This window comes from Kitasatospora sp. NPDC101235 (assembly GCF_044767505.1).
GTDB lineage: Bacteria > Actinomycetota > Actinomycetes > Streptomycetales > Streptomycetaceae > Kitasatospora.
Map to the genome: position 1 here is coordinate 332,424 of NZ_JBIWNZ010000001.1, position 23,674 is coordinate 356,097.

23 protein-coding genes, 1 pseudogene and 1 riboswitch are annotated in these 23,674 nt (G+C 74.2%); of the genes and pseudogenes, 10 read left to right on the plus strand and 14 right to left on the minus strand.

Annotation, left to right across the window (positions count from 1 at the left end; genetic code table 11):
• Nucleotides 1-138: 138 nt before the first annotated feature.
• Nucleotides 139-621 carry a hypothetical protein gene (locus ACIRRH_RS01615; RefSeq protein ID WP_403060149.1) on the plus strand — a complete coding sequence of 161 codons (483 nt, stop codon included), beginning with the start codon at nucleotides 139-141 and terminating at the stop codon, nucleotides 619-621.
• A 108-nt stretch (nucleotides 622-729) separates the two neighbouring features.
• On the opposite strand, the gene ACIRRH_RS01620 is transcribed toward ACIRRH_RS01615, so the two are convergent.
• Both ACIRRH_RS01620 and ACIRRH_RS01625 read right to left on the minus strand, forming a co-directional pair.
• On the minus strand, nucleotides 730-1,143 hold the full coding sequence (locus ACIRRH_RS01620) for an NUDIX hydrolase (protein WP_403060152.1): 414 nt from the start codon (nucleotides 1,141-1,143) through the stop codon (nucleotides 730-732).
• Nucleotides 1,144-1,246: 103 nt separating this feature from the next.
• Nucleotides 1,247-1,877, minus strand: a pseudogene (locus ACIRRH_RS01625) (M15 family metallopeptidase).
• Between the two features lie 146 nt (nucleotides 1,878-2,023).
• Between ACIRRH_RS01625 and ACIRRH_RS01630 the strand changes: the two are divergent.
• On the plus strand, nucleotides 2,024-2,962 hold the full coding sequence (locus ACIRRH_RS01630) for an RNA-guided endonuclease InsQ/TnpB family protein (RefSeq protein ID WP_403060155.1): 939 nt from the start codon (nucleotides 2,024-2,026) through the stop codon (nucleotides 2,960-2,962).
• A 197-nt stretch (nucleotides 2,963-3,159) separates the two neighbouring features.
• Here ACIRRH_RS01630 and ACIRRH_RS01635 read toward each other — a convergent pair whose 3' ends face one another.
• Nucleotides 3,160-4,473: a helix-turn-helix transcriptional regulator gene (locus ACIRRH_RS01635; protein WP_403060158.1), complete on the minus strand. Its 1,314-nt coding sequence runs from the start codon at nucleotides 4,471-4,473 to the stop codon at nucleotides 3,160-3,162.
• A 388-nt stretch (nucleotides 4,474-4,861) separates the two neighbouring features.
• On the opposite strand from ACIRRH_RS01635, the gene ACIRRH_RS01640 reads away from it, so the two are divergent.
• The 4 genes from ACIRRH_RS01640 (at nucleotide 4,862) to ACIRRH_RS01655 (ending at nucleotide 7,778) form a co-directional block, all read left to right on the plus strand.
• Nucleotides 4,862-5,014, plus strand: a complete 153-nt coding sequence (locus ACIRRH_RS01640; RefSeq protein ID WP_403060161.1) for a hypothetical protein — start codon at nucleotides 4,862-4,864, stop codon at nucleotides 5,012-5,014.
• Nucleotides 5,015-5,027: 13 nt separating this feature from the next.
• Nucleotides 5,028-6,119 carry an rRNA adenine N-6-methyltransferase family protein gene (locus ACIRRH_RS01645; protein ID WP_403060164.1) on the plus strand — a complete coding sequence of 364 codons (1,092 nt, stop codon included), beginning with the start codon at nucleotides 5,028-5,030 and terminating at the stop codon, nucleotides 6,117-6,119.
• Between the two features lie 227 nt (nucleotides 6,120-6,346).
• A complete protein-coding gene (locus tag ACIRRH_RS01650) occupies nucleotides 6,347-7,153 on the plus strand; it encodes a helix-turn-helix domain-containing protein (protein ID WP_403060167.1) in 807 nt (268 codons plus the stop codon).
• Nucleotides 7,154-7,265: 112 nt separating this feature from the next.
• Nucleotides 7,266-7,778 carry a hypothetical protein gene (locus tag ACIRRH_RS01655; RefSeq protein ID WP_403060170.1) on the plus strand — a complete coding sequence of 171 codons (513 nt, stop codon included), beginning with the start codon at nucleotides 7,266-7,268 and terminating at the stop codon, nucleotides 7,776-7,778.
• On the opposite strand, the gene ACIRRH_RS01660 is transcribed toward ACIRRH_RS01655, so the two are convergent.
• The 6 genes from ACIRRH_RS01660 to ACIRRH_RS01685 all read right to left on the minus strand — a co-directional run bounded on the left by ACIRRH_RS01660 (nucleotide 7,753) and on the right by ACIRRH_RS01685 (nucleotide 14,198).
• Nucleotides 7,753-8,589, minus strand: a complete 837-nt coding sequence (locus ACIRRH_RS01660) for an ECF transporter S component (protein WP_403060173.1) — start codon at nucleotides 8,587-8,589, stop codon at nucleotides 7,753-7,755. The two genes, ACIRRH_RS01655 and ACIRRH_RS01660, sit on opposite strands and share 26 nt — an antisense overlap.
• Complete coding sequence (locus ACIRRH_RS01665; protein ID WP_403060176.1) at nucleotides 8,586-10,187, minus strand: ABC transporter ATP-binding protein; 1,602 nt, start codon at nucleotides 10,185-10,187, stop codon at nucleotides 8,586-8,588. The genes ACIRRH_RS01660 and ACIRRH_RS01665 overlap by 4 nt, the downstream gene beginning before the upstream one ends.
• Complete coding sequence (locus ACIRRH_RS01670) at nucleotides 10,184-11,290, minus strand: CbiQ family ECF transporter T component (protein ID WP_380769309.1); 1,107 nt, start codon at nucleotides 11,288-11,290, stop codon at nucleotides 10,184-10,186. The genes ACIRRH_RS01665 and ACIRRH_RS01670 overlap by 4 nt, the downstream gene beginning before the upstream one ends.
• Nucleotides 11,291-11,314: 24 nt before the next feature.
• A complete protein-coding gene (locus ACIRRH_RS01675; protein WP_403060180.1) occupies nucleotides 11,315-12,043 on the minus strand; it encodes an SCO2322 family protein in 729 nt (242 codons plus the stop codon).
• Nucleotides 12,043-13,287, minus strand: coding sequence for a prenyltransferase/squalene oxidase repeat-containing protein (locus tag ACIRRH_RS01680; RefSeq protein WP_403060183.1), 1,245 nt, complete (start codon nucleotides 13,285-13,287; stop codon nucleotides 12,043-12,045). Before ACIRRH_RS01680 ends, ACIRRH_RS01675 begins: the two co-directional genes overlap by 1 nt.
• Before the next feature lie 112 nt (nucleotides 13,288-13,399).
• Nucleotides 13,400-13,470, minus strand: a riboswitch (cobalamin riboswitch).
• Nucleotides 13,471-13,601: 131 nt separating this feature from the next.
• A complete protein-coding gene (locus ACIRRH_RS01685) occupies nucleotides 13,602-14,198 on the minus strand; it encodes a TetR family transcriptional regulator (RefSeq protein WP_224284203.1) in 597 nt (198 codons plus the stop codon).
• 268 nt (nucleotides 14,199-14,466) lie between these two features.
• Between ACIRRH_RS01685 and ACIRRH_RS01690 the strand changes: the two genes are divergently transcribed.
• From ACIRRH_RS01690 to ACIRRH_RS01700, 3 genes are all read left to right on the plus strand, one after another.
• A complete protein-coding gene (locus ACIRRH_RS01690) occupies nucleotides 14,467-15,777 on the plus strand; it encodes a glycosyltransferase family 4 protein (RefSeq protein ID WP_403060186.1) in 1,311 nt (436 codons plus the stop codon).
• A gap of 112 nt (nucleotides 15,778-15,889) precedes the next feature.
• Complete coding sequence (locus ACIRRH_RS01695; RefSeq protein WP_403060189.1) at nucleotides 15,890-16,639, plus strand: class I SAM-dependent methyltransferase; 750 nt, start codon at nucleotides 15,890-15,892, stop codon at nucleotides 16,637-16,639.
• On the plus strand, nucleotides 16,636-17,697 hold the full coding sequence (locus tag ACIRRH_RS01700; RefSeq protein WP_403060192.1) for a prenyltransferase: 1,062 nt from the start codon (nucleotides 16,636-16,638) through the stop codon (nucleotides 17,695-17,697). Before ACIRRH_RS01695 ends, ACIRRH_RS01700 begins: the two co-directional genes overlap by 4 nt.
• A gap of 106 nt (nucleotides 17,698-17,803) precedes the next feature.
• On the opposite strand, the gene ACIRRH_RS01705 is transcribed toward ACIRRH_RS01700, so the two are convergent.
• From ACIRRH_RS01705 to ACIRRH_RS01720, 4 genes are all read right to left on the minus strand, one after another.
• Nucleotides 17,804-18,712 (minus strand): hypothetical protein, encoded by a 909-nt coding sequence (locus ACIRRH_RS01705; protein WP_403060195.1) that lies wholly within the window; start codon nucleotides 18,710-18,712, stop codon nucleotides 17,804-17,806.
• A 196-nt stretch (nucleotides 18,713-18,908) separates the two neighbouring features.
• A complete protein-coding gene (locus ACIRRH_RS01710; RefSeq protein WP_403060198.1) occupies nucleotides 18,909-19,919 on the minus strand; it encodes an N-acetylmuramoyl-L-alanine amidase in 1,011 nt (336 codons plus the stop codon).
• A 7-nt stretch (nucleotides 19,920-19,926) separates the two neighbouring features.
• Entirely contained in the window at nucleotides 19,927-21,138 is a 1,212-nt protein-coding gene (locus ACIRRH_RS01715; protein ID WP_403060201.1) for a hypothetical protein, read from the minus strand.
• A 130-nt stretch (nucleotides 21,139-21,268) separates the two neighbouring features.
• The gene (locus ACIRRH_RS01720) at nucleotides 21,269-21,922 is read right to left on the minus strand and encodes a class I SAM-dependent methyltransferase (RefSeq protein WP_403060204.1); all 654 of its coding nucleotides are present in this window, start codon (nucleotides 21,920-21,922) and stop codon (nucleotides 21,269-21,271) included.
• A gap of 318 nt (nucleotides 21,923-22,240) precedes the next feature.
• Here ACIRRH_RS01720 and ACIRRH_RS01725 point away from each other — a divergent pair, with 318 nt between their 5' ends.
• Nucleotides 22,241-23,323 (plus strand): alcohol dehydrogenase catalytic domain-containing protein, encoded by a 1,083-nt coding sequence (locus tag ACIRRH_RS01725; RefSeq protein ID WP_403060207.1) that lies wholly within the window; start codon nucleotides 22,241-22,243, stop codon nucleotides 23,321-23,323.
• A 138-nt stretch (nucleotides 23,324-23,461) separates the two neighbouring features.
• On the opposite strand, the gene ACIRRH_RS01730 is transcribed toward ACIRRH_RS01725, so the two are convergent.
• On the minus strand, nucleotides 23,462-23,635 hold the full coding sequence (locus ACIRRH_RS01730; protein ID WP_403060210.1) for a hypothetical protein: 174 nt from the start codon (nucleotides 23,633-23,635) through the stop codon (nucleotides 23,462-23,464).
• Nucleotides 23,636-23,674 lie beyond the last annotated feature (39 nt).

The following is a 23,674-nucleotide window of genomic DNA, read 5'->3' on the forward strand; positions in this document are numbered from 1 at the left end:
CCGGACATCGGCGATGCTGTTTCGCGGAGTAGCTCGCGAGAGGTTCCGGCACACGGGGGCACAGCGTCGAACTTTTGTCGCGGAAGGGGCGGTGGTGGAGCCGTTGACGGCCGACGGCCCCGGTGCCACCATCACGCCGTGACCGATGGCTTCACCCTCCCGATCCGCATCCCGCTCAGTCTCTGGCAGCGCGTCGGCATGACCGTGGTCTTCGGGGTCTGCCTCCTCGTCGCGGTCGCCGTCACGCAGGACCCTGGGGGCGCCAGGGTCTTCGGCGCGGTGATGGGCGTCGCCTCGGCGGTGATGCTCTATCGAATCCTGCGGATGGGGCTGGTCATCGACGACTTCGGGGTCACCAGCCGCACGGTGGAGTGGACCCACCGGATCGCCTGGTGCGAGATCGCCTCGGTCGACCTGGCCGACGCCGGTTCCCTCGGCAGCCTCTCGAAGGCGCTGGCGCTCAGGACCCACAAGGGCCGAAGGGTCGTCCTGCGCAGCCTCGCCGGCTACTCGACCCGCGGTACCGTCACCCGGCTGGAGCAGACGAAGGCACAGTTCGAAGCGACGCTCGCCGGCCACCGGACGGGCTGCGCGACCTGCGCGCGCAGCGGTCGCGCGTAGCCGCGTCCGGCGGGGAACGCGCGGCCTTGGCAGCTGCGCGGGGAGCTGCCACTGAGTGGGAAGTCGGACGGGCCGACTTCCCGCGCGGGTCCGTCTGCTGCCCGCGCCCTACCCGCCGAGCGTGCCGTCCAGGTACTCCTGCACCGGCGGGAACAGCGGGAACGGCACGTACTCGGCCAGCTCGGCGTGGGACGCCCACACCACCCGGTCCAGCTCGTCGGAGTCCACCACCATGGCGGTGCCGCCGACCACCTCGCAGGCCGTGTACGCCATCCGCCGCCCGCTCTGCGGATGCACCCGCTCGCCGAGCAGCCTGGCCGCGGCGACGTGGAGGCCGGTCTCCTCGGCGGTCTCCCGGACGGCCGCCGCCTCGGGGGACTCGTTCGGCTCGACCTCCCCGGCCGGGAACTGCCAGGACAGCTCGCCCTCGGCGACCCGCCGCCGCACCATCAGCACCCGGCCGTCCTTGACCACGATCGCGACGGCGACGGCGGGGAGTTGCTCGGGGTTCTGCTCGGTCATCGCTCTGCTCCTCGGGCCTGCGCCGGTGTCGACGCCATCTTCGCCCGAGGCCATGGCCCCGATCGGCAGGGCTCCGCCCGCCGCGTGTCGTGCCGGCTGCCGGTTACCGGTGCGCCGGTCCGTAGAGCGCGGACGGCGCGCCGGTGGCCAGCGCCCAGTAGCGGTCCCCGTACGACCAGTGCCACCACTCGGTGGGGTAGTTGACGAGGCCGGCGCCGGTCAGGACGCCGCTGAGCAGCCGCCGGTTGGCGCGGGCCTGCGCGCCGATGTTCTCGGCATGGGTAGCAGGCTCCCGCGCTCTCCTCGGGGTTGGCGTTGACCCTGGTGCCGAGGTCGAGCTCACGGCCGTCGGCGTCGGCGAGGGTGAGGTCGACGGCGGCCCCGGCGCTGTGCGGCGCGATCTCCGGCGGCGAGACGTAGCGGCTGGCCGCCGACCTGATCCGGTCGTCCGACCAGTCGGGGTTCGCGGCTCGCAACTCGGCGGCGTACTCGTCGAAGTAGCGGCTCTGGAGGGCCGGGGGACGGAAGCCCTCGACGAACAGCAGCCGCAGGCCGTCGGGCAGCGCCGCCTGCGCGTCGAGCAAGGTCCAGAACGCCGGCCCGCAGGCGCGCGAAGGCGCGCCGGTGCCGTCCTGCTTGCGCTCGTCGACGAGTAGCCCGCTACAGGCCCGTACGTCCAGCAGCGGCTCGTCGCAGTTTGCGACGGGGATTGCGGCGACCTTCGGGTCGGACATGAGGATGATCTGAATTCTTGAGTGCAGACCCCTGCTTCAGCTGGGGGTTGGCTCTTGCTGTGCCGGAGCCGCGAAGCGGCGCGATTCGCTGCGTTGTCAGTGGCGTGGGCTAGGTTGATCGCAGCTTCCGAAGGGGGTGTTTCGCCATGTTGTCCGGGCGTCGGTACCGGCTTGAACTCGACTCGACGCAGGCCGGGTTGTGTGAGATGTTCGGCGACATCTGCCGGGTGGTGTGGAACACCGCGTTGGAGCAGCGGCGGGAGTATCGGCGGCGGGGTGCGTGGATGGACTACGTGCCGCAGGCCGCCGAGCTGGTGGAGGCGAAGCGGGAGTTTCCGTGGCTCGGGGATGCGCCGTCGCATGTGTTGCGGCAGACCCTGCGGGACTTGGACCGGGCGTGCCGCGAGCACGGGACGTTCAGGGTCCGGTGGCGCTCGAAGGCCCGCTGGTCGCCGTCGTTCCGGTTCCCGGCGGGGAACCTGATCACGGTGGAGCGGATCGGCCGCAGGTGGGGCCGGGCGAAGCTCCCCAAGCTCGGCTGGGTGCGCTTTCGCTGGTCCCGGCCCCTGGGCGGCAAGGTGCGATCGGCGACCGTCACCCGCCATGGGCGGCACTGGATGGTGTCGTTCCTGGTGGAAGACGGCAAGGACACACCGCAGCGGCACGCCCTGCCGGACCGGGCAGTCGGCGTGGACCGGGGCGTGAAGGTAGCCGCGACGACCAGCGACGGCACCTTCCACAACCGCGCGTACGCCACGACCGGCGAGACGAAACGACTGCGCCGCCTGCACCAGCAACTCGCCCGGTGCACGCGCGGCAGCAACCGCCGCCGAGCCGTGCTCGCGAAGATCAACGCGATCACCGGCCGCATCCGCCACCGCCGCGCGGACTTCTGCGCCCAGACCGCCCACACACTGACCACCGCGAACGCACTGGTGGACATCCTCAACGCCGCAGGGCATGCGGTGTCAGGGCGTGGAGACCTCGCCACGAGGCGGTCCGTGAAACGCCAACCACCGGCGACGCGCGCACGCACGGGGCGAAGCCCCCGCGCGGCAAGCACGGCCGGAATCCCCGTGCCTTAGCGCAGGGAGGAAGCCAACTCGCTCAACACGCCTCCTCTGAAAGGAAACCAACGCTACGGGAGGAGATCCGGATACGTGGTCCCCGTGCGGGCTCGGGCGAGAGAGCGACGCGGACGCGGAGGGCGAGCGGGACAAGCGGTGCTCTGAACCGGTCGGGGGTGTGGAAGAAAGCTCGCTCCGGTTCCGATGAGGTGCTCTCAACTGGCCCGCAGGCGTTCCAGGAACTCGGGGACGCCGTCGACCTGGCGGTAGGGCTTGAAGGCCGGCGCGAGCTCGCGGACCAGGGTGACGCAGCGAGGCGCGCCGATGCGGGTGGCCAGGTCGAGCGACTCGCTGGTGACGGACACGGCCTGCTCGATGTCCTTGGCCTTCAGGTGGCTTCGGGCCTGGTAGGTCAGGAAGATGCCGCGTGTCTTGTCCCTGGCGCGGGGCAGCAGTGCCATCCCCTCCGCCATTTGGGCATGGGCTTCGTCCGTCCGGCCGAGGTCCAGGAGGCACTGGCCGGAGTCCACGGCCAGGTCGGCGGGGCTCATCCACGCGCACCACCCGGGTGCGAGGTCGGCGGCTTCGACGGCGAGGGCGGATTCGGCGTCGGACAGGTCCCGGTAACAGGCGGAGTGGTCGCCAAGTGCCGCGTGGGCCCTGGCGCGGCGGAGGAGGAGCAGGGATCGGGCGGTGGGGTGGGAGACGCCGGACAGGGCGTGGCCGAGCTGATCGATGGAGACTTTCGCCTTGCCGAGCCAGTTGGCCTGGTAGGCGAAGTCGGACAGTACTCCGGCACCGTGGTCGCGGTCGCCCGCGGCGTTCGCGGATTGCAGAGCGGCCTCCCAGAGCTTTCCGGCTGCCCAGTGTCGGCCCTGGTCGAAGCGGTGCCAGCCGCAGGTGGTGGCGAGCGAGGCGGCCAGTTGGTGGAGGCGGCGGCCGGTCCTCTCGACGTAGCGGCCTTCCTTGATGAGGCCCGTGACGGTGGCCAGGTGGGCATCCATCAGTCGGACGGTGTGCTGCCGCTGTTCGGTGGGCAGGGCCGTCAGCTTCCTGCTGGTGTCCTCCAGCCAGTCCACGAGTTCGCCGTCCACTTGCTTGCCGTTCAGGGCCGACGTGAGGCGTTCGGGCTCGGCGACGGCCCACTGGGCGGCCAGGCCGCCCAGCGAGATCGCGCTGAAGGTCATGAAGCTGCGGCGGTCCATGGCGGCTCTCTGTGCGTCGTGGAGTGCTCGAACGGTGTGGGTGGCGCCCAGTGGCAGTGGCTCGTCACGTCCGGGCAGCCAGTAGGGCCAGCCGTACGCCTCCATGTCCGTAAGCGGGACTTCGAAGGCCTCGGCGATGAGGAGCTGGGAGTCGATGTTCGGCGTCTTGCGCCAGTGCTCCCACCGGCTGATGGCCGTCTTGTCGGCACCGGAGAGGAGTCCGTGACGGCGGGCGGCCTTGTTCAGCTCCGCGACGAGGTCGCTCTGCGACCAGCCGCGCAGTTCGCGTGCGTAGGCGAGGGGGTGCCGGGTCAGGTCGTCCACGGGGTCAATCCCATCATCGACAGTGACCGAGAGCCTACTGCCGGCGACGGCGGGACAACCCCGGGACTACGGACAATGCCTGTTCGGCGACCGCGAGTTGGGCTGTACTCGACTCACGCCGACTGAGTTCCTTCACGAACTGGAAGGGCTCTGCCCGTGAAACGCCATGTTGCGGTCATCGTCAACGGCCTCCAGGCCCGCGAAGACCCCGGCCCGGCGGCGCGGCCGGGATCGCCTATTCCTCCGTTTTCCGCCTTGGAAGGAGCACTGCCATGTCCTGGCCCGAGCCGAAACCGCCCCCGCCGAAGCCGGCGGGCCCGCGCACGCCCCGCCCGCCGGACCGGTAGACCGGCGACCACGATCTCCAGCACGTCGAAAGGAACGGAACATGAGCAAGCACGGCGGAGGGCCCGGCAGCGACGGGCCCGGTACGGCGGGCGGAGGCAAGGGCGGCAGCCACTCCGGGAAGCCGGACACGGCGTCGCAGGACGGCAAGCGGGACGCGCCGCCCACCAACCTGCCCAAGCCGTCGAAGCCTTGAGGGGGAATGCCGCGTGGAGTGGAACGTGCTCACCGACGCGCTCCGGGAGTCCGGGGCGCTGTCGGTCGACTGGGAACCGGCGTTCCGGGCCGTGCCCCGGCGACTGTTCGTTCCGGACCTGATCCACCACGGGGGTGAGTGGATCGACCGGACGGAACGCCCGGTCGAGTGGGGCGAGTTGGTCGCCTCGGACATCCCGCTCGTGACCCGGCTGGACGAGGACGGCAGCACGCCGTCCTCGTCCAGTTCGATGCCGACCGTGGTGGCGCGGATGCTCCGACACCTCCAGGTTGCCGACGGCATGCGGGTGCTGGACATCGGCACCGGCGCGGGCTGGACGGCCGCGTTGCTGGCCCGCCGGCTCGGAGCGGAGAACGTCACCACCATGGAGCTGGACCCTGAACTGTCCGGTGCCGCGTGGTGCCGCCTGGTGGCACATTGCCTGCCGGCCCGGACCGTTGTCGGCGATGGAATGCTCGGCCATCCGGCGGACGCGCCGTACGACCGGGTTCACGTCACCGCGGCCGTGCAGCGCGTCCCCGGGGCGCTGATCGAGCAGACGGCGCCCGGCGGCGTCATCGTCGTCCCGTACGGCACGGCGTTCTGCAACGGCGGGTTGCTGAAGCTCACCGTCGCCGACGACGGCCGTTCTGCGAGCGGGCCGTTCGTCGAGGACGTCGCCTTCATGTGGGTGCGGGACCAACGCCCCGGGAGCGGCGAGTTCGAGATCGAGGACGTCCGGCACGGCCCGTCCGAACTCGACCCCGCCGCCGTGGCCGCCCACACCGACGCGGCCTTCGCGATCGGGCTGCGACTGCCGGGCCTGTTCCGGCAGGAGGTGTGGGCGGGCTACGACCGTTTCGGTACCGGCCGGTTCGAGGTGTGGGACGGGGTCTCGTACGCCCACTGCCGCCTCGCCGACTGGGACGGCAGGCACGCCGTCTCGCAGTCCGGCCCCCGCAACCTGTGGGACGAGGTGACCGCCGCCCACGCCTGGTGGCGGCGCCAGGGCGAGCCGGGCCTCGCTCGGTTCGGCCTGACCGTCACCGTCGAGGGCGAGCACCGGGTGTGGCTGGACGAGCCGGAGCGTGTGGTCGGTGGATGAGGCGGTGTGAAGCGCGCCCCAGGCTTGCGAGCCCGGGGCGCGCCGGACTGTGCGCGCTCGCGCCGCCCGAATGGGTGATGCGGGCGGAAGTTTGATGGAGTGTTACGGCATTACGGTGAATATTGCCGTGCCGGGTGCTCCAAGGGGCGCTCGGTGCGTGAGCAAAAGTGATCCCCGGCGGTGCGCCAACACCCCGGGGTTTGGCACCAGGAGCAAAGGACTCCCGAATGCAGATTCATCGTATCCCTCAGCACGCGCCCGGATACACGATCCTCGACAACGGCCACGTCGTCCGTAAGCACTCGCTGAGTTGGGCCGCGCGCGGGCTCCTGAGCTACCTGCTCAGCCTGCCGGACGGCGCCCGCGAGGACGTCCGTACGCTCGCCGCCAAGAGCGTGGAGGGGCGGACGACGGTGGCGCGGGCGCTGCGGGAGTTGGAGGCGGCGGGGCACTACGTGCGTCGTACGTTGCGGGACCCGCAGACCGGGCAGGTGCGGACGGTCGTCGCGGTGCACGAGGTGCCGGTGACGGGCAAAGCGGTGCAAACCGTGCCGCCGCTTCCCGCACCCCCGGCCGCCGGTGTTCCAGCTCCAGGCGTGCCAGGTGTCGGGAGGGCGGGAAGCCCTTCCAAGGAACCGAAAACAAAGGACGTGGAAGAGCCTTCCGTCCGTCCACCCGAGAAGTTGACGGCGGGCATGGCGCTGCTGCTCGAACTCGGCCGCCGGGAGCCGCGGATGGCCCTGGCGGGCAAGCCGCTGTGCGACCAGGCCGCGCGGGTGGAGGGGCTGCTGGCGGGTGGGTGGACGCGGGAGGCGCTGGCAGGCATCATCGCGGCGCCCCTGCCGGACAAGGTCACCCACAGCGTCGGGGCGATCGTGGCGGCGCGGATCGCCAAGCTGCCCGCCGTTCCCGCACCCCGACAGGCGGGCGACGGCCCGAGGAGGCACGAGTGCCCCGGGCGCAGCGGATTGTGCGGGCGGCCCGTGGCCGGGCCCGGGCAGGTGTGCGGGGCCTGCCGGGCGGCAGCGGGGTAGGGACAGCCCCCCGGGGGATTCGCCGGTCAGCAGGAGGGTCGCGACCGAGGCGGGCGAGGAGGATCGGGTGCGTCGCAAGGATCTGACTCCCCGTCAAGGATCGAGGCTCGAAATGTCCCAGGCCACGCAGCAGAAGCCGTTGTCCATCAGCCGATCCGAGTGCCCGCCCGGGCCGGTGCGGGTGGCCTTCGCCCTGTGGGTCACGGCCGTCGCCGCCGGGGCGTTCGAGACCGTTCTGGCGGTCGGCAGGATGCTGGCCGGTGGTTCGGGCTCGGCGGGGGAGATCGTCGTGGGCCTGGCGGTGCGACTGCCCGTCTTCACCGCCGCGCTCCTGGTCGCGCGGCAGATGCGTCGCGGCCGGGGCTGGGCGCGGATCGCGCTGGCGTTCGGCCTCGGCGTTCTGGGGACGGCGTCGATGGTGGTGTCGCCGATCCAGGCGCTGGCCCGGGGCCGCTCGCTGAGCTGGGAGTGGGCGCAGGCCGGGCCGATGGACCTGGCCTTCGCGGCCAGCCGGGGCGTGCACGTGGGGGCCGTGCTCACCGCGGTGGTGCTGATGTTCCTCCCGGTGACCAACGCCTACTTCCGCCGTTCCCGGCGGCTCACGACTCCGGCGGGCGGAAGGTGACCGGGGCGTCGAAGGCGGCGCGGCGGGTGGTCCGGCGCAGGGCGCGCAGGACGGGGGTGCCGAGGGTGAGGCACAGCACCACGGTGAGCACCGCCCTCGGCAGGTCCCAGCCCAGCGACGTGGTCAGGCAGTAGGCGGCGAAGCGGACCAGGTTGGCGGGCAGCGGGTCGCCGGGGACGAAGGAGATGGAGCCGGCCAGGCCGCCGATGTACGGCCAGCCCTGGAGGTTCATGATCGTGCCGTACAGCAGGGACGCGGTGGCCCCGTACCCCGCCAGCAGCACGAGTTCGCGGCGGCCGCGGAGCGTCGCGGCGCCCGGCAGCAGCCCGGCCCCCAGGCAGACCCAGCCCATGGCGAGCATCTGGAACGGCAGCCACGGCCCGACCCCGCCGGTCAGCAGCGCGGAGGCGAACATCGACAGTGAACCGAGCACGAAGCCGAAGCCGGGGCCGAGCACCCGCCCGGACAGCACCATCAGGAAGAACATCGGCTCCAGCCCCGCCGTCCCCGCGCCGAGCGGCCGCAGCGCCGCGCCCGCCGCGGCCAGTACGCCCAGCAGGGCCACGGACTTGGCGTCCAGGCCGGGCGCGCCGCCGCCCGCCGAGCGGCCCTCGGAGATCTGGGCGACGACGACGGCGAGGAGGAGCGGCAGCAGCAGCGCGAACAGCCACGGCGCGTCCGTGGAGTGGCCGACCAGCGCCGACTTGGTGGAGGCGAGCAGCGGCCAGCCGAAGGCGGCGACGCCGACGAAGGAGACGGACACCAGCGCCGTTATCGACCGGCGGCCCAGTGGGACGGGGCGAGTGCTCATGCGTCCAGCGCCTCCGCGACCTGGTGCACGGTGAGCCACGGCCCCGGCGCCAGCACCTTGGCGACCTGCGGGGCGAAGGCCGGGGAGGAGACCACCACCTCCGCCGTCGGCCCGTCCGCGACGATCTCGCCCTCGGCCAGGATCACCGTGCGGTGGGCGAGTTCGGCGGCCAGCTCGACGTCGTGGGTGGCGAGCAGCACGGCGTGGTTCTCGGCCGCCAGGCCGCGCAGGATCTCCACCAGCCGGGCCTTGGCGGCGTAGTCGAGCCCGCGGGTCGGCTCGTCCAGGAGCAGCAGCGGGGGCCGGGCGGTGAGCACGACGGCGAGGGCGAGGGTGAGCCGCTGGCCCTCGGAGAGATCGCGCGGGTGGGCGTCGTCGGCGATGCCGGGCAGCAGGCGCTCGACCAGCGCGCGACACGTACCGGCGGCGGCGCCCGCGTCGGTGTCGGCCGCGGCGCACTCGGCGGCGACCGACTCGCCGTACAGCAGGTCGCGCGGGTCCTGCGGGACGAGGCCGACCTCGCGGATCAGCTCGGCGGGCCGGGTCCGGTGCGGGGTGCGGCCGCCGACCCTGACGCTGCCGGAGGCGGGGGCGTGCAGGCCGACCAGGCTGCCCAGCAGGGTGGACTTGCCGGCGCCGTTGCGGCCCATCAGGGCGGTGATCTCGCCGGGGTGGAGCGCGAGGTCCACGCCGCGCAGCGCCGGGACGGGGCCGCGCCGCACGACGAGGCGGTCGGTGCCGGCGATCGGCTCGGCGGGCCTGGCGACGGCGGCGGACGGTGCCCGGCCGTCCAGTTCGGCGCGCAGCGGGGCGGCCTTGCGGCGCGCGTCGCGGACCGAGAGCGGCAGCGGCCGCCAGCCCGCGAGCCGGCCGAGGCCGACCACCGGCGGGTGCACCGGGGAGTGGGCCATCACCTCGGCGGGCTCGCCGAGGACGGGCGGGGCGTCGGGGGTGAGCAGCAGCACCTGGTCGGCGTACTGGACGACCCGCTCCAGCCGGTGCTCGGCCAGCAGCACGGTGGTGCCGAGGTCGTGCACCAGCCTCTGGAGGACGGCCAGCACCTCCTCGGCCGCGCCCGGGTCGAGCGCCGAGGTGGGCTCGTCCAGGACCAGCACGCGCGGGTGCACGGTGAGTACGGAGCCGATCGCGACGCGCTGCTGCTGGCCGCCGGAGAGGGAGGTCAGCGAACGGTCGCGCAGGTCGGCGAGGCCGAGCAGGTCGAGGGTCTCCTCGACCCGGCGGCGCATCACGTCGCCCGGCAGGCCCAGGGACTCCATGCCGTAGGCGAGTTCGTCCTCGACCGTGTCGGTGACGAAGTGCGCCAGCGGGTCCTGCCCCACCGTGCCGACCAGGTCGGCGAGTTCGCGCGGCCGGTGCTCGCGGGTGTCCCGGCCTCCGACGGTGACCCGGCCGTGCAGCACCCCGCCGGTGAAGTGCGGCACCAGGCCGCTGACCGTCCCCAGCAGGGTGGACTTGCCGGAGCCGGACGGGCCCACCAGCAGGCAGAGTTCGCCCTCGGGGACGGTGAGGTCGACGCCGTTCAGGACGGGCGCGGCGGCGTCCGCGTACCGGACGGAGACCTGCTCGAAGGTGATCACGATGCCCTCCGGGGCGGGGTCGGGGCGGCGAACGCCGGTACCAGGCCGAGCAGGACGGTCAGCACGGCGGCCAGCGGCAGCGCGGGGACGGTCGGCGGGACGACGGTGGGGGCGAAGGCGGCCGGGTCCTGCGCGGCCAGGTAGGTGGTGAGGGCCGCCACGGCCGCCCCGGACCCGGCGGTCAGCCACTCGGGGAGTGCCCAGGGGTCGGGCCGGTAGCGGCTCCTGACGGACCGTCGACTGCCGAGGAGCAGTCCGGCGGAGGCGGCGGCCAGGCCGAGCAGCAGGACGGGCAGCGCCCAGCCCGCGCCACCGGCCGTCAGCAGCCCGTACGCGGCCAGGCAGACTCCGAGCAGTCCGGCCAGGGTGAGCGCGGCCGTCGCCCGGGCGAGCCGGTGCGGGACGTCGGCGGTGCGGCCGAAGCCCCGGGTGTCCATCGCGGCGGCCAGCGCGATGGACCGCTCCAACGCGCCCTCCAGCACCGGGAGTCCGACGCTCAGCACGGCCGCGACGCCCTTGTCGGTGCGGCCGCGCAGGCGCCGTGCGGCGCGCAGCCGGCGGACGTCCGCGATCAGGTTCGGCGCGAAGGTCATCGCCACCACCACCGCCACGCCCGCCTCGTAGAGCGCGCCGGGCAGGGCGCGCAACAGGCGGGCCGGGCTGGCCAGGGAGTTGGCGGCGCCGACGCAGATCAGCAGGGTGGCCAGCCGCAGCCCGTCGTACAGCGCCGCGAGCAGCCCCTCGGCGGTGACCCGGCCGCCGATCCGCACGCCCTGCGCCCAGGCGGGCAGCGGGACTTCGGGCAGTGTGAACAGCACATGGGTGCCGGGGACGGGCGAGCCGAGGAACACCGCGAACACCAGCCGGATGCCGAGCACCAGCAGGCCCAGCCGCAGGAACGCCCCGTACGAGCGCGACCAGGGCGCATCGCCGCGCCGGGCCGCGACCACGTACCCGGCGACGGCGACGAGCAGCAGCAGGATCGCCGGGTTGGTGGTGCGGGTGGCCGCCGCTCCGAGCCCGAGTGCCCACAACCACCAGGCCCCGGGATGCAGTTGACGGGGGCCGACGGGCGGCCGGGTGCTACGGGCGGTGCTGCTCACGGTTGGTCGTCCAGGGGTGGGGGATCAGGGGTGACGGCGGCGGCGGGCCTGCCAGACGGCGCCGCCGGCGAGGGCGGCGACGAGCGCACCACCGGCGATCAGCCCGACGTCCGGGCCGCTGCCGTGGTCGTTCGACGTGGCACCGGCGCCCGGCTGGGCGGCGCCGGCCGCACCGACCTGGTCGCCGCAGCCCGCCTTCGGGTACCCGGCGATGGCGCACAGCAGCCCGTTGGTGTCGTAGCGCAGCGGCGGGGCGACGGCGGCCAGCACCTCGGCCGAGGTGGCGCGGGGCGTGACACCGGCACAGGCGGTCCGCTGCCCGGGCACCGCGGCGGTGGACGAACCGGCGTCCTCGGCGGTCCCGAAGTCCAGCACGACGGCCACCCGCTTGCGTCCCTCCTGCGCGGGCGTGTCCGCGCAGATCTCGGCGAAGCTCCCGGCCGTCCGGGGCTTCGCTGCGTCCCGCCCGCCGTCCGGGCTCAACGCGAACCGCCACCCGTCCACCGCCCCGTCCGGCGGCACCGCGACGGCGGGCCCCTGCTGCTGGTACGTCCAGCTCCTGTCCTCGGTGCCGCGCCAGAACGACCAGTACCGGTACCCGGCGGCCTGCGCCGGCGCGGCGGATGCGAGCAGCAGCACCGCCCCGAGGAGGGGGAGGAGCAGTGCGGCGAGGGACCGGGTCCGGCCGGTTCGGGTGCGGTCGGCCGCGGCGGGGCCCGGGCCGCCCGGGGCGCGGTGGGGTGCGGGACGCATCAGAGGTGCGCGTTGCGCTTGCGCTGGAAGCTGAGCAGGAGGCCGCCGCCGACGCCGATGAGCAGGCCGACGCCGATGAACCAGTACTGGCCGATGCCGTCGTCCTTCTTCTCCGCCTTCTCCGCCGGGGCGGACGTCTTGGCGGCGGGGGCCTCGGTGGCCTTGGGCGTCGGACCGAGGGCGGTGAGCTGCCCGGTCAGGGCGGCGGTGTCGCGGTGGGCGGCCTGGGAGACCAGCAGGAGGGTGGCGGTGGCGCCGGCGTCGGTACCGCCCTTGGTCCAGGTGGCGCCCTCCTTGGCGAGCCAGTCGACGGCGCCGGCGGCCTGCTGGGGGTGGCCGCTCTGGGTGAGGGCGAGGGCGGCCCAGGCGGTGGCGGTGTAGTCGGGGGTGGGGGCGGCGCCCGGGGTGGTGAGGCTGAGGTGGTCGCCGCCCGCCGCGAGCTGGGCGGTGAGGTAGGCGCCGACGGCCTCGCCGGAGTCCGCGTGCGAAACCGGGGCCGGGGCGGCCGCGGCGTCGCAGGCGAGGGCCTTGGGCGCGGCGTCGGCGTGCACCGAGGTGGCGACCGGCAGGTGGCCGCCGCCGGCGGCGAGCGCGGCCTGGCCGCCGGCCAGGGCGTTCGGGGTGAGGGCGCCGCCGGCCGGGTCGGTCTGGTAGGCGAAGGCGCCGCGCTGGTCGGCGGGGGCGGCGCAGCCGAGCTGGAACAGGGCGAGCCCGTCGAAGGCGGACTTGCCGGCCTTGGCGACGCCCGCAGGGTCGGTCCTGGTGGCGAACAGCGCGTTGACGGCGAGGCCGGTGGAGTTGGCGTCGCCCGGGTTGCCCGGGTTGTAGGCCCAGCTGCCGTCGGCGTTCTGGTTGGCCTTGAGCCACGCGACGCCCTTGTCGACGGCCTCCTGGTGCCCGCCGAGGGCGACCAGGGCCTGGATGGCGACGGCGGTGGCGTTGCTGTCCTCGAACTTGGCGTCGCAGGCGGTGCCGGCGGCCCGGTAGGAAGGCCAGCCGCCGTCCTCGCACTGCTGGCCGGTGAGCCAGCCGACCGCGGAGTCGGCCGGGGTGACCTTGCCCGCCGTCAACGCGGTGAGCGCGAGGGACTGCCGCCAGACGCCGTCGTACGTCGGGTCGCTCTTGCCGTACAGGCCGTCCGGGATGGCGGGCGTGGGGACCTCGGCGAGGGCCGGGCCGGCGGCGAGGCCGGTGAGCAGTGCGGCGGACAGGGCGGCGGCGCCCAGGCGGGCGGCGGTCAGCATGGTGCGGGTGTGCCTTTCGGTGAGCGGTGGTGGCCCGGGCGGGGCCGTTCCGTAGTCCTCGACGGTGCCGGGCGCGTGCGTCCGGACTGGCCGCTCGCCCCTCCCCGGGCGCTCCGACTCGCCCGGCGGCCGGGTGCGGCGCCGGACTCACGGCTGCGGGGTCAGCGCCGGATTCGCACCGGCTTTCCCCGGGGGAGGAACGGGATGGAGTTGTGCTGCCCGTCGACTCTAGCCGCCGGAGCGCGCCGGGCGGCCCGGCCGTGGCAGGAACAGGTTCCAGTCGGAGGCGTCCCGGGGCAGGGCGGGCGGCCGGTTCACGGCAGGGTGAGCAGCCGGGCCGCGGTGTGCAGGTCGGCCCGGACCTCGGCGATCGAGGCGCGGCCGGAGAGCCAGGCGACGAGCGCCGAGTGCCAGGTGTGCTCGATCACCCGCACGGCCGCGCGCTGGCTCTCGGTGGGCGGTCCGGACTGGCCGATGGCGTCCAGGATGAGCTGTCCGGTGGCCGCGCTGACCTGGTCCACCTCGGCCCCGACCGACCGGTCCGCGAAGGACAGTGCCCGGACCATCGCCTCGGCCAGCAGGGGCTCGCGCTGCAGCGCGTGGAAGGCCCGGGTGAGGGTGTCGGCGACCCGCAGCGCCGGTTCGACGTCGGTCGGCGGGTGCCGCCGGATGTGCTCGTGGAGGCCCTGCAGCTGCTCCAGCATCACCGCCACCAGCAGGTGCACCTTGGACGGGAAGTACCGGTAGAGCGTGCCGAGGGCGACCTGCGCGCTCTCCGCGACCTCCCGCATTTGCACCGCCTCGTACCCGCCCCGCACCGCCAGCGCGGTGGCGGCCCGCAGGATGCGCCGGCGCCGCTCGGCCTGGCGAGCGGTCAGCGGCGGCTCGCCCGGAGGCGGAACCGGCGGCAGGGGGGAGGGAGAGGCTGACGGTGAGGGCGGCGGCAAGGGGGCTCCCGGGCGGGCGAGAGTGGCGGTGTGCTCCACGTGGTCGGCAGGATTCGGCGTGGCGGGAATCACCAGCCCTGGCTCCTGAGGAAAAGCTACGGGCCGGTATCTTCGAGGTCTCTCATTGTTCACGCGTTCGATGACGAGTTCCACAGCCACTGAAACCTGATCTACTTTAGCGACCGGACGCACGACCGGCAGCACCGAGAGCAGCTAGAGAAGAGGGCCCAGGATGACCGCGCAGCCGCTGCGGATTGCCCTGCTGTCGTACCGCGGGGACCCCTTCTGCGGCGGTCAGGGCGTGTACGTACGACACCTCTCGCGCGAGCTGGCCAGGCTCGGCCACCACGTGGACGTGATCGGCGCCCAGCCCTACCCGGTGCTCGACGAGGTCGACGGCCCCGGCTCGGTTCGCCTGGTCGAGCTGCCCAGCCTGGACCTCTACCGCGCCGACGACCCCTTCCGCACCCCGGCCCGCGACGAGTTCCGCGGCCCGGTGGACGTGCTGGAGTTCGCCACCATGCGCACCGGCGGCTTCCCCGAACCGCTCACCTTCTCGCTGCGCGCCCGGCAGTACCTGGCCGCCCACAAGGGCCGCTACGACGTGGTGCACGACAACCAGACCCTCGGCTACGGCCTGCTCGGCCTGGCCCGGCACGGCTTCCCGCTGGTCACCACGATCCACCACCCGATCACCGTGGACCGGCAGCTGGAGCTGGACGCAGCCACCACCCGGGTCAAGCGGCTCTCGCTGCGCCGCTGGTACGCCTTCACCCGGATGCAGCGCCGGGTCGCCGCCCGGCTGGACCGCGTGATCACCGTGTCCGGCACCTCGCGGCGCGAGATCGCCGAGCACCTGGGCGTCGCGCCGGGCGCGATCTCGGTGGTGCCGATCGGCGCCGACACCCGGCTCTGGTCGCCCTCGGAGGAGATCGAGCGGGTCCCCGGCCGGATCGTCACCACCTCCAGTGCGGACGTCCCGCTGAAGGGCCTGGTCTTCCTGGTCGAGGCGCTGGCCAAGGTCCGCACCGAGCGGGACGCCCACCTGGTGGTGGTCGGCAAGCCGCAGAAGGAGGACGGGCCGGTGGCCGAGGCGGTGCGCCGCTTCGGGCTGGCCGAGCACATCGAGTTCCGCAGCGGGCTGACCGACCGGGAGCTGGTCGACCTCTACCGCTCGGCCGAGGTGGCCTGCGTCCCCTCGCTGTACGAGGGCTTCTCGCTGCCCGCCGCCGAGGCGATGGCCACCGGCACCCCGCTGGTCGCCACCACCGGCGGGGCGATCCCGGAGGTGGCCGGGCCCGACGGGGAGACCTGCCTGGCGGTGCCGCCGGGGGAGGCGGACACGCTGGCCGGCGCGCTCGGCCGGCTGCTGGACGACCCGGAGCTGCGGGCCGGGCTCGGCGCGGCCGGGCGGGAGCGGGTGCTGGCCCGGTTCACCTGGGAGCGGGCTGCCGAGCTGACCGCCGAGGCCTACCGCGCGGCGATCGCCACCGGCACCGGCGCCCGGGCCCGCTCGGGGCCGGGCTGGCGGTACGTGGCCTGAGCGGTGCGTGCCCGAGCGGCGCGCTCCCGGGCACAAGCGCCCCGAGCAACGGACTGAGTGGTCTGACGAAGCGTCATGAACGCTTGGCAGCAATAGGAATGGGAGTCCAGCAGTGCTGACCGTCGATTTCTCGCGCTTCCCGCTCGCCCCCGGCGACCGGGTGCTCGACCTGGGCTGCGGCGGGGGCCGGCACGCGTTCGAGTGCTACCGCCGCGGCGCCAACGTGATCGCCCTCGACCAGAACGCCGAGGAGATCGCCGAGGTCGGGAAGTGGTTCGCGGCGATGGAGCAGGCCGGTGAGGCCCCCGAGGGTGCGTCGGCGGTCGCGATGCAGGGCAACGCGCTGGCGCTGCCGTTCGAGGACGAGTACTTCGACAAGATCATCATCTCCGAGGTGATGGAGCACATCCCGGACGACAAGGGCGTGCTCAACGAGATGTTCCGGGTCCTCAAGCCGGGCGGCCTGCTCGCCGTCACCGTGCCCCGCTGGCTGCCGGAGAAGATCTGCTGGGCGCTGTCCGACGAGTACCACGAGGTCGAGGGCGGCCACATCCGGATCTACCGGGGCGACGAGCTGCTCGGCAAGCTCAAGGACGCCGGCCTGGAGCCGTACGGCACCCACCACGCGCACGCGCTGCACTCGCCGTACTGGTGGATCAAGTGCGCCGTCGGCGTCGACAACGACAAGGCGCTGCCGGTCAAGGCGTACCACCAGCTGCTGGTCTGGGACATCGTCGGCACCCCGGTGATCAGCCGCCTCACCAAGGCCGCCGAGCGTGCGCTCAACCCGGTGATCGGCAAGAGCTTCGTCGCGTACGCCTCCAAGCCCAACCGCGCCGAGCCCCAGCGGGCACAGGCATGACCGCCGCCGTCCCCGAGGTGCTGCTGCTCGACGGGGTGCTCGACGCCGAGCAGGCCGCCGACACCGTGCGCAGCATCCTGGCCGAGCAGCGCCCCGACGGCTCCATACCCTGGTTCGCCGGCCACCACCTCGACCCCTGGGACCACACCGAGGCCGCGATGGCCCTCGACACGGCCGGCGAGCACGCCGCCGCGGAGGCCGCCTACCGCTGGCTCGCCGCCGCCCAGAACCCGGACGGCTCCTGGTACGCCGGCTACACCGACGGCGTGGTCACCGACCGGGCCAAGGAGAGCAACTTCTGCGCGTACATCGCGGTCGGGGTCTGGCACCACCACCTCAGCACCGGTGACGACACCTTCCTGGAGTGGATCTGGCCGGTCGCCCGGCGCGCCCTCGACTTCATCGTCGGGCTGCGGCTGCCCGGGGGTCCGATCGCCTGGCGCATCGACGAGGACGGCACCGCCACCGACGAGGCGCTGCTCACCGGCTCGTCCAGCATCCTGCACGCGCTGCGCTGCGGCCTGGCCATCGCCGAGTACCTGGAGGAGCCGCAGCCCGACTGGGAGCTCGCGGCCGGGCAGCTGGGGCACGCCGTCGCCCACCACCCCGAGCGGTTCCTGGACAAGGACCGCTACTCGATGGACTGGTACTACCCGGTGCTCGGCACCGGCCTGCGCGGTGAGGCGGCGGTGGCCCGGATCGAGCGGGACTGGGAGCGCTTCGTCGTCCCCGGCCTCGGCGTGCGCTGCGTCAGCGACCGCCCGTGGGTGACCGGCGGGGAGAGCGCCGAGCTGGCGCTCGCGCTCTGGGCGATCGGCCAGTCCGACCGCGCGGTGGACATCCTGCGCTGGATCCAGAAGCACCTGCGGCACGAGGACGGCTCCTACTGGACCGGGTACGTCTTCGAGGACGACGCGATCTGGCCGCAGGAGCGCACCACCTGGACGGCCGGGGCGCTGCTGCTCGCGGTGGCCGCGCTCGGCGGGGACCCGGCGACGGTCTCGGTCTTCGGCGGGGAGCAGCTGCCCGCCGGGCTGGTGGTCCAGGACTGCTGCTGAGCGCAGCGCACATGCAAAAGGGGCGGGACCGGTTCTCCGGTCCCGTCCCTTTTGCATGTGCGTCCGAGGACGGGTGCGTGCCCGACGTCGGTGTGCTCCGGGGGCGTCAGCCGCGCTGGATGCCCGTGGTGTCGGCCAGCACGCCCTGGTTGCCGTCCGGCAGCTGGGCGACCAGCGCGGTGCCGCGCTGTTCGACGGCCAGGTACCAGGTGCCCGGAACGATCTCGCCGACCGGGGCGCCGGCCGGGTTGTCCTTCGGGGCCAGCTGGCGCGGGGCCGGGACGGCGAACCAGAACGGCTGGAAGTCCGCCGCCGGGGCGGCCGCCTGCGGCTGCGCGGCCGGGGCCGGCTGCGGGGCCGGGGCGGCGTCGTGCGGCTGGGCGGCCGGGGTCGGCTGGCCGGGCTGGGGCTGGCCGGCGCCCGGGTAGCCGTAGCCGCCCTGGCCGCCGAACGCCGGGTCGTGGCCCTGGGCCGGGTAGCCGTACTGACCGGGCTGGGGCGCGCCCGGGTGACCGGGCTGGCCGGGGTAGCCGTACTGGCCGGGGACGGCTGCCGGGCGGTCGGTGACCAGCGGGGCCTTCAGCGCGGGCACCAGGGGGCTCGCGGCGGCCGCACCGGCGAGCACGATCAGCGAGATCACGCCGAGCCAGGCGCCGAAGCCGTGGCTGATGCTGCCGACGGACGGGCCGCCGCCCAGCGACCAGAGCGAGGTCCACAGCGCCACCACGGCGAACGCGATGCCCCACTGGTCCAGCCGCAGGCCGAGCACCTGGCGGTTGGTGGCGGCCGGGCCCTGGAAACGCTGCACCAGGATCAGCGCGGCGGCGACGATGCCCAGCAGGTAGATCGAGGGCAGGATGGGGAACAGCTCGGTGCTCCACGCGTTCTGCGAGGTTTTCCCGCAGTACCGGCCGCTGCAGTCAACGGTCCAGTAGGGCAGGAAGGAGGCGATGAAGAGCAGGACGGCCGCGCCTGCGACGGCGGCGTCTCCCCTGGTGAGAGCGCGCAGATTCACTAACGTTCCCCTCGTTGACGTGTCGTGGACGGTGGTTCGTGCGGTCGGGCTGACCGGTCGAAACTCCCGAACGGACCAGAAGCCTAGGCCCAACCGTCCTGCCGGTGCACGGCGGGACCGGGAATGGGGCGAAGTCGTTGCAAACCGCGCGGTCCGGGCGGAGTGTCGTCCTCCGCCGATGCGCGACCCAACTTCCTTACCGCTCTTCGGTCTTCTCTTGGGTCGTCAGGAACGCGGTCAGCGCGTCGGCGATCCCCTGGGCCGCCTGCTGGCGCCACTGAGGGTCCGTCATCCGCTTCGCGTCCGTCGAGTTGCGCATGTTACCGCACTCGATGAACACCTTGGGGACCGTGGAGAGGTTGAGGCCGCCCAGGTCGGAGCGGGTGTCCAGGCCGTCCTTGGCGATGTAGTCCGCGTACGGCTCACCGGTCGCGGCGTGGAACTGCTCGCGCAGCAGCAGGCCGAGCCGGTGCGAGGGGGCGACGATCGTCGTGTTGTCCGCTTTTCCGGCCGCCACCCGGGCGGGCATGATCACGTGGAATCCGCTGCCGCTCGCCGGGCCGCCGTCCCCGTGCACCGAGACCGCGACGTCGGCGTGCGCGTCGGCGCCCGCGCGGGCGCGTTCGTCGATGCACGGGCCCCACGGGCGGTCGCCGTCCTGCACCAGCACCACCTTGGCGCCCCGGGCGGCCAGGATGGCGCGGGCCCGGCGGGAGACGTCCAGGGTGTACTCGGCCTCGGTGTAGCCGGCGTTGGTCTCGGTCCCGGTGGTGTCGCACTCCTTGCGGGTGTTGCCGATGTCCACCTGGCGGTTGATCTCGGCGGTGTGGGCGGAGTTGCCGGGGTTGTGGCCGGGGTCGAGCAGGACGGTGCGGCCGGCCAGGCTGGTGGCGGCGTCGGCGGGCGCGGGTGGGGGCGGTGTCGGGGTTTCGGTCGCAGGGGTGGTGGGCGGCGGCTCGACCGGAGGGGTGAGGGGTGTCGCGGCCGCGGTGTCGGCGGGGCTCGGCTGCTCGGGGGCCGGGGTCGTGGTGGCCGCCGTGGCCGCGGCCGTCGTGGCCGGGGCCGCCGTGGCGCCCGCCGGGCCGGAGTGGTCGAGGGCCCGCCAGCCGAACCAGCCCGCCGTGCAGAGCGGAACGGCCACGGCCGCGGCCGTGGTGGCGCGCAGCAGGGCGGAGCGGCGGGGCGGGCGGGGGGTGGAACCGGTCACTGGTCGGTCAGATCCTGTCCTGGGTGCGCGGAGTCAGACCGTAGTTCTTCGCGATCGGGTTCCACTTGGTCATGAAGTCCGTCTTCGCCTGGGTGGCCTGCGGGTTGAGCTCGTCCGCGTGCTTCTTGTCCGGGGTGGCCGGCGCCCTGCCGGTGCAGCCCTGGGCGGCGACGGCGCGTGCCCAGCTCGCGTACGCCTTGTCGATGTCGGCCGACAGCTGCCAGGCGGACCTCAGCGAGTTCAGGGCGTCCGCGCCGCCCGGCAGGTCCGTGACGCTCAGCTGGGAGAGCTTGGTCAGCAGGGCGGCCCGCTGGCTCGCGCCGCTGTCGAAGGTCTGGGCGGCACTCTCGATGTCGGCCTTCGACGGGCAGCTGGTCACCTTGGCGACGGCGCTGCCGATCGGGGCCTTCGCGTTCTCGCCCTCGCTGAGCAGGCTGTCCAGCGCCTCGGCCTGGGCCTTGGCGCCCGGACCGGCGCCGGTCGCGGTCGGGGACGGCGTGCCGGCGGGCGAGCCGGACGCGTTCGCGGCGGCGCTCGGCGCGCCGTCCGTACCCGTGGGTGCGGGGGCGGGCGGCAGGTTGTCCGAACCGGTCGCCGGGGCCGAAGCCGGGGCGGGCGCGGCCTGGCCGTCCTTGTCGCCGCCGCTGCGGACGGCGAACAGCAGGCCGCCGCCGATCGCCAGCACCAGGAGCAGCGCGAAGCCGATCAGCAGCGGGGCCTTGCGGTTGGTCGGCCGGTCCTCGTCGTCCGCGTGGCCGGTCGGACAGTCGGGCTGGGTGCCGTACGGGGGCTGCGGGGGCGCGGCGGGCGGCTGCAGGAGGTAGTCGTGGCCGGGGGCCTGCTGCGGTGCCGGCGGCTGCGGGCCCGCGTGGGAGGGGAACGGCGGGGCCGCGGGCGGGGCGGGCGGGGGCGGCGGGGTGGCGCCGGGGAACAGCCGGGCGGTCGGCGGGTCGTAGCCGGGCGAGGAGGCCAGGTACGGGCGGGCGCCCAGCGGCGGGCCCTGGTCGCCGACGGCGCCGGGCGCGGGCGGCGGGGCCACCGGGCCGGGGTGGGCGGCGGACTGCGGCGTCGCGGGCGGCTGGGGTGCGGTGGGCGGCTGGGGTGCCGCGGGGGCGGGCTGCGGATCGGCCGGGCGCTGCGGGCCGCGCACCCAGCCGCCGGCGCCGCCGCGCGCGGTGGGGTCCCAGACCGCCGGAGCGCTGTTCTGCTGGTCCGTCATGTCGCTGCTGGCCCCCACCGTCCGCCGATGCTCTGCCTGGTGCTGCGCGGCCACCGTACCGTTCGAACCCCTGCCCGACAGCCCCAGCACGACGTTAGAGCATCGGCGCGGGGCCGGGGGATCGAACGGGCTACCGGGCGGTGCGGCGCAGGACGCGCAGGGAGCCGGTCACCGAGATCTCCTCGAAGCCCTCGGCCAGCGCCCGCAGGTACACCCGGTACGGGGCCTGGCCGCCGTCCGCCGGGTCCGGGAAGACATCGTGCACCACCAGCAGGCCCTCCGGCGCCAGGTGCGGCACCCAGCCTTCGTAGTCGCCGGTCGCGTGCTCGTCGGTGTGCCCGCCGTCGATGAACACCAGCCCCAGCGGGCGCCCCCACAGCGCGGCGATCCGCGGCGAGCGGCCGACCAGCGCCACCACGTGCTCCTCCAGCCCGGCGGCGTGCAGGGTGCGGCGGAACCGCGGCAGGGTGTCCATCAGCCCGACCTCGGGGTCGACCAGGGTCGGGTCGTGGTACTCCCAGCCGGGCTGCTGCTCCTCCGAGCCGCGGTGGTGGTCGACGGTCAGCGCGACCGTCCCGGCCTCCCGGGCCGCCGCCGCGAGCAGGATCGCCGAGCGGCCGCAGTAGGTGCCGATCTCCAGCACCGGCAGCCCGGTGCTCCGCGCCGCCGCCACCGCCGCCGCGTACAGCGCGAGTCCCTCGTCCACCGGCATGAACCCGGTGGCCCCCTCGAACGCCGCCAGCACCTCGGGCGCCGGCTCGGCGCTCAGCAGCAGGTCGGACATGGGGGAGCTCCTCGGGGTCGGGACGCGGGCGGACGTGCACGGACCCTACTCGACGGTAGCGGGGGCCGTGGCGCCGGGGCGCGCGGTGCGGGCCGGGGCCGTCCGGTGCCGTCCGGGGCATCCGGTAGCGCGGGAGATGTCCGTGTGGACGCCGACACGGCGGTGATCGCGGGGTGGTCCGGCGGTGGAAGGGCGGTGAACTCGTACAGTCCTGCCGCCCGGTCGTTGTGGAACGCGTTCCCGTCGCGTTGCGCCGCCCGTGCCAGAATCGGCGCGACCGTCGATCCGCGGCACACCAGGCACCCCGGGAGCAGCACCATGCGCGCAGCCGTCCTGCACAAGACCGGCCAGGAGGTCCTCGACGTCCGCGAGGACGTGACGGCCGTGGGCTTCGGGCCTGGCACCGTACGGGTGCGGATGCGCGCCGCCAGCCTCTGCCACTCGGACCTCTCCGCGATGAGCGGCGTGCTGCCGCAGCCCGCGCCGTTCGTCCCCGGGCACGAGGGTGCCGGGGACGTGGTGGAGGTCGGCGAGGGCGTCACCGGCCTCGCCGCCGGCGACCGCGTGGTGCTCTGCTGGATGGCCCCGTGCGGCCGCTGCGACCACTGCCGCCAGGACCGCGGCCACCTGTGCATCGCCAGCCTGCGCAGCCTCGGCACCCCGGGATTCCGGATCGCCGAGGGCGAGCTGAGCGCCTCCGGCTTCTACGGCACCGGGGCCTTCGCCGAGGAGGTCGTGGTCGCGGCGAACGCCGTCATCAAGGTGCCCGCCGACCTCCCGTACGAGGCCGCGGCCCTGATCGGCTGCGGGGTGACCACGGGCATCGGCGCCGCGGTGAACACCGCCCGGGTCGAGCCCGGCGCCTGTGTCGCGGTGATCGGGGCGGGCGGGGTCGGCGTGGCCACCGTGCAGGGCGCCCGGGTCTGCGGCGCCGGCCGGATCACCGTCGTCGACCCGGTGGCCTCGCGCCGCGAGCGCGCCCTGGCCTTCGGCGCCACCGAGGCGATCGCGCCCGAGGACCTGAAGGCCGCGGCCAAGAAGCTGCCCGGCGGCGGCTTCGACTACGTCTTCGAGGCGGTCGGCCGCGCGGCCACCGTCCGGGCCGGCTACGAGGCCGCCCGGCGTGGCGGCGCGGTGGTGGTCATCGGCGCGGGCGCGCAGGACGACCTCGCGCAGTTCACCATGGGCGAGCTGTTCTTCAACGAGAAGCGCCTGCTGCCCTCGCTCTACGGCGGGGCGACGGTGGCGCGCACCATCGGGCTGGTCGTGGACCTCTGGCGGGCCGGGCGGATCGACCTCGACGGCATGGTCACCCACCGGGTGGTGCTCGCGGACGTCAACGAGGCGATCGCGCAGATGCGCAGTGGCGAGGCGCTGCGGACGGTCGTGACGATGGGCTGAGGCCCGGTCGTGGCGACGGGCCGAGGGCGGGCCGGATACGGACTGCGGGACGAAGCGAGGGCCCGCCGGGGGAGTCCGTGCCCTCCCGGCGGGCCCTCGTGCGAGGTGCTGCTGCGTGCTGCCCTGGTGCTGCTGCGGTCAGCCCAGCGCACCGGCCGCGCGGTGGCGGCCGTGCGGGTCGGTCTCCGGGCTGTCGTCGGCGGCGGAGCCACCGCGGTGGCGGCCGTGCGACACGGTGCCCTTGGCCGTCTTCTCGTCGGCGTCGGTCCCGGTAACCGCGGGTCCGGTGGTGTCGGTGAGGGTGTCGGACATGAGAATCGTCTTTTCCGTGCGGAGGGTGCAGGTCATCGG

Coding starts and splice junctions, on each gene's coding strand:
- ACIRRH_RS01620 (WP_403060152.1), bottom strand. CDS start 1,143: ATGACCGAGCAGAACCCCGAGCAACTCCCCGCCGTCGCCGTCGCGATC.
- ACIRRH_RS01630 (WP_403060155.1), top strand. CDS start 2,024: ATGTTGTCCGGGCGTCGGTACCGGCTTGAACTCGACTCGACGCAGGCC.
- ACIRRH_RS01640 (WP_403060161.1), top strand. CDS start 4,862: ATGAGCAAGCACGGCGGAGGGCCCGGCAGCGACGGGCCCGGTACGGCG.
- ACIRRH_RS01650 (WP_403060167.1), top strand. CDS start 6,347: ATGCAGATTCATCGTATCCCTCAGCACGCGCCCGGATACACGATCCTC.
- ACIRRH_RS01655 (WP_403060170.1), top strand. CDS start 7,266: ATGTCCCAGGCCACGCAGCAGAAGCCGTTGTCCATCAGCCGATCCGAG.
- ACIRRH_RS01660 (WP_403060173.1), bottom strand. CDS start 8,589: ATGAGCACTCGCCCCGTCCCACTGGGCCGCCGGTCGATAACGGCGCTG.
- ACIRRH_RS01675 (WP_403060180.1), bottom strand. CDS start 12,043: ATGCGTCCCGCACCCCACCGCGCCCCGGGCGGCCCGGGCCCCGCCGCG.
- ACIRRH_RS01680 (WP_403060183.1), bottom strand. CDS start 13,287: ATGCTGACCGCCGCCCGCCTGGGCGCCGCCGCCCTGTCCGCCGCACTG.
- ACIRRH_RS01690 (WP_403060186.1), top strand. CDS start 14,467: ATGACCGCGCAGCCGCTGCGGATTGCCCTGCTGTCGTACCGCGGGGAC.
- ACIRRH_RS01700 (WP_403060192.1), top strand. CDS start 16,636: ATGACCGCCGCCGTCCCCGAGGTGCTGCTGCTCGACGGGGTGCTCGAC.
- ACIRRH_RS01715 (WP_403060201.1), bottom strand. CDS start 21,138: ATGACGGACCAGCAGAACAGCGCTCCGGCGGTCTGGGACCCCACCGCG.
- ACIRRH_RS01720 (WP_403060204.1), bottom strand. CDS start 21,922: ATGTCCGACCTGCTGCTGAGCGCCGAGCCGGCGCCCGAGGTGCTGGCG.
- ACIRRH_RS01725 (WP_403060207.1), top strand. CDS start 22,241: ATGCGCGCAGCCGTCCTGCACAAGACCGGCCAGGAGGTCCTCGACGTC.
- ACIRRH_RS01730 (WP_403060210.1), bottom strand. CDS start 23,635: ATGTCCGACACCCTCACCGACACCACCGGACCCGCGGTTACCGGGACC.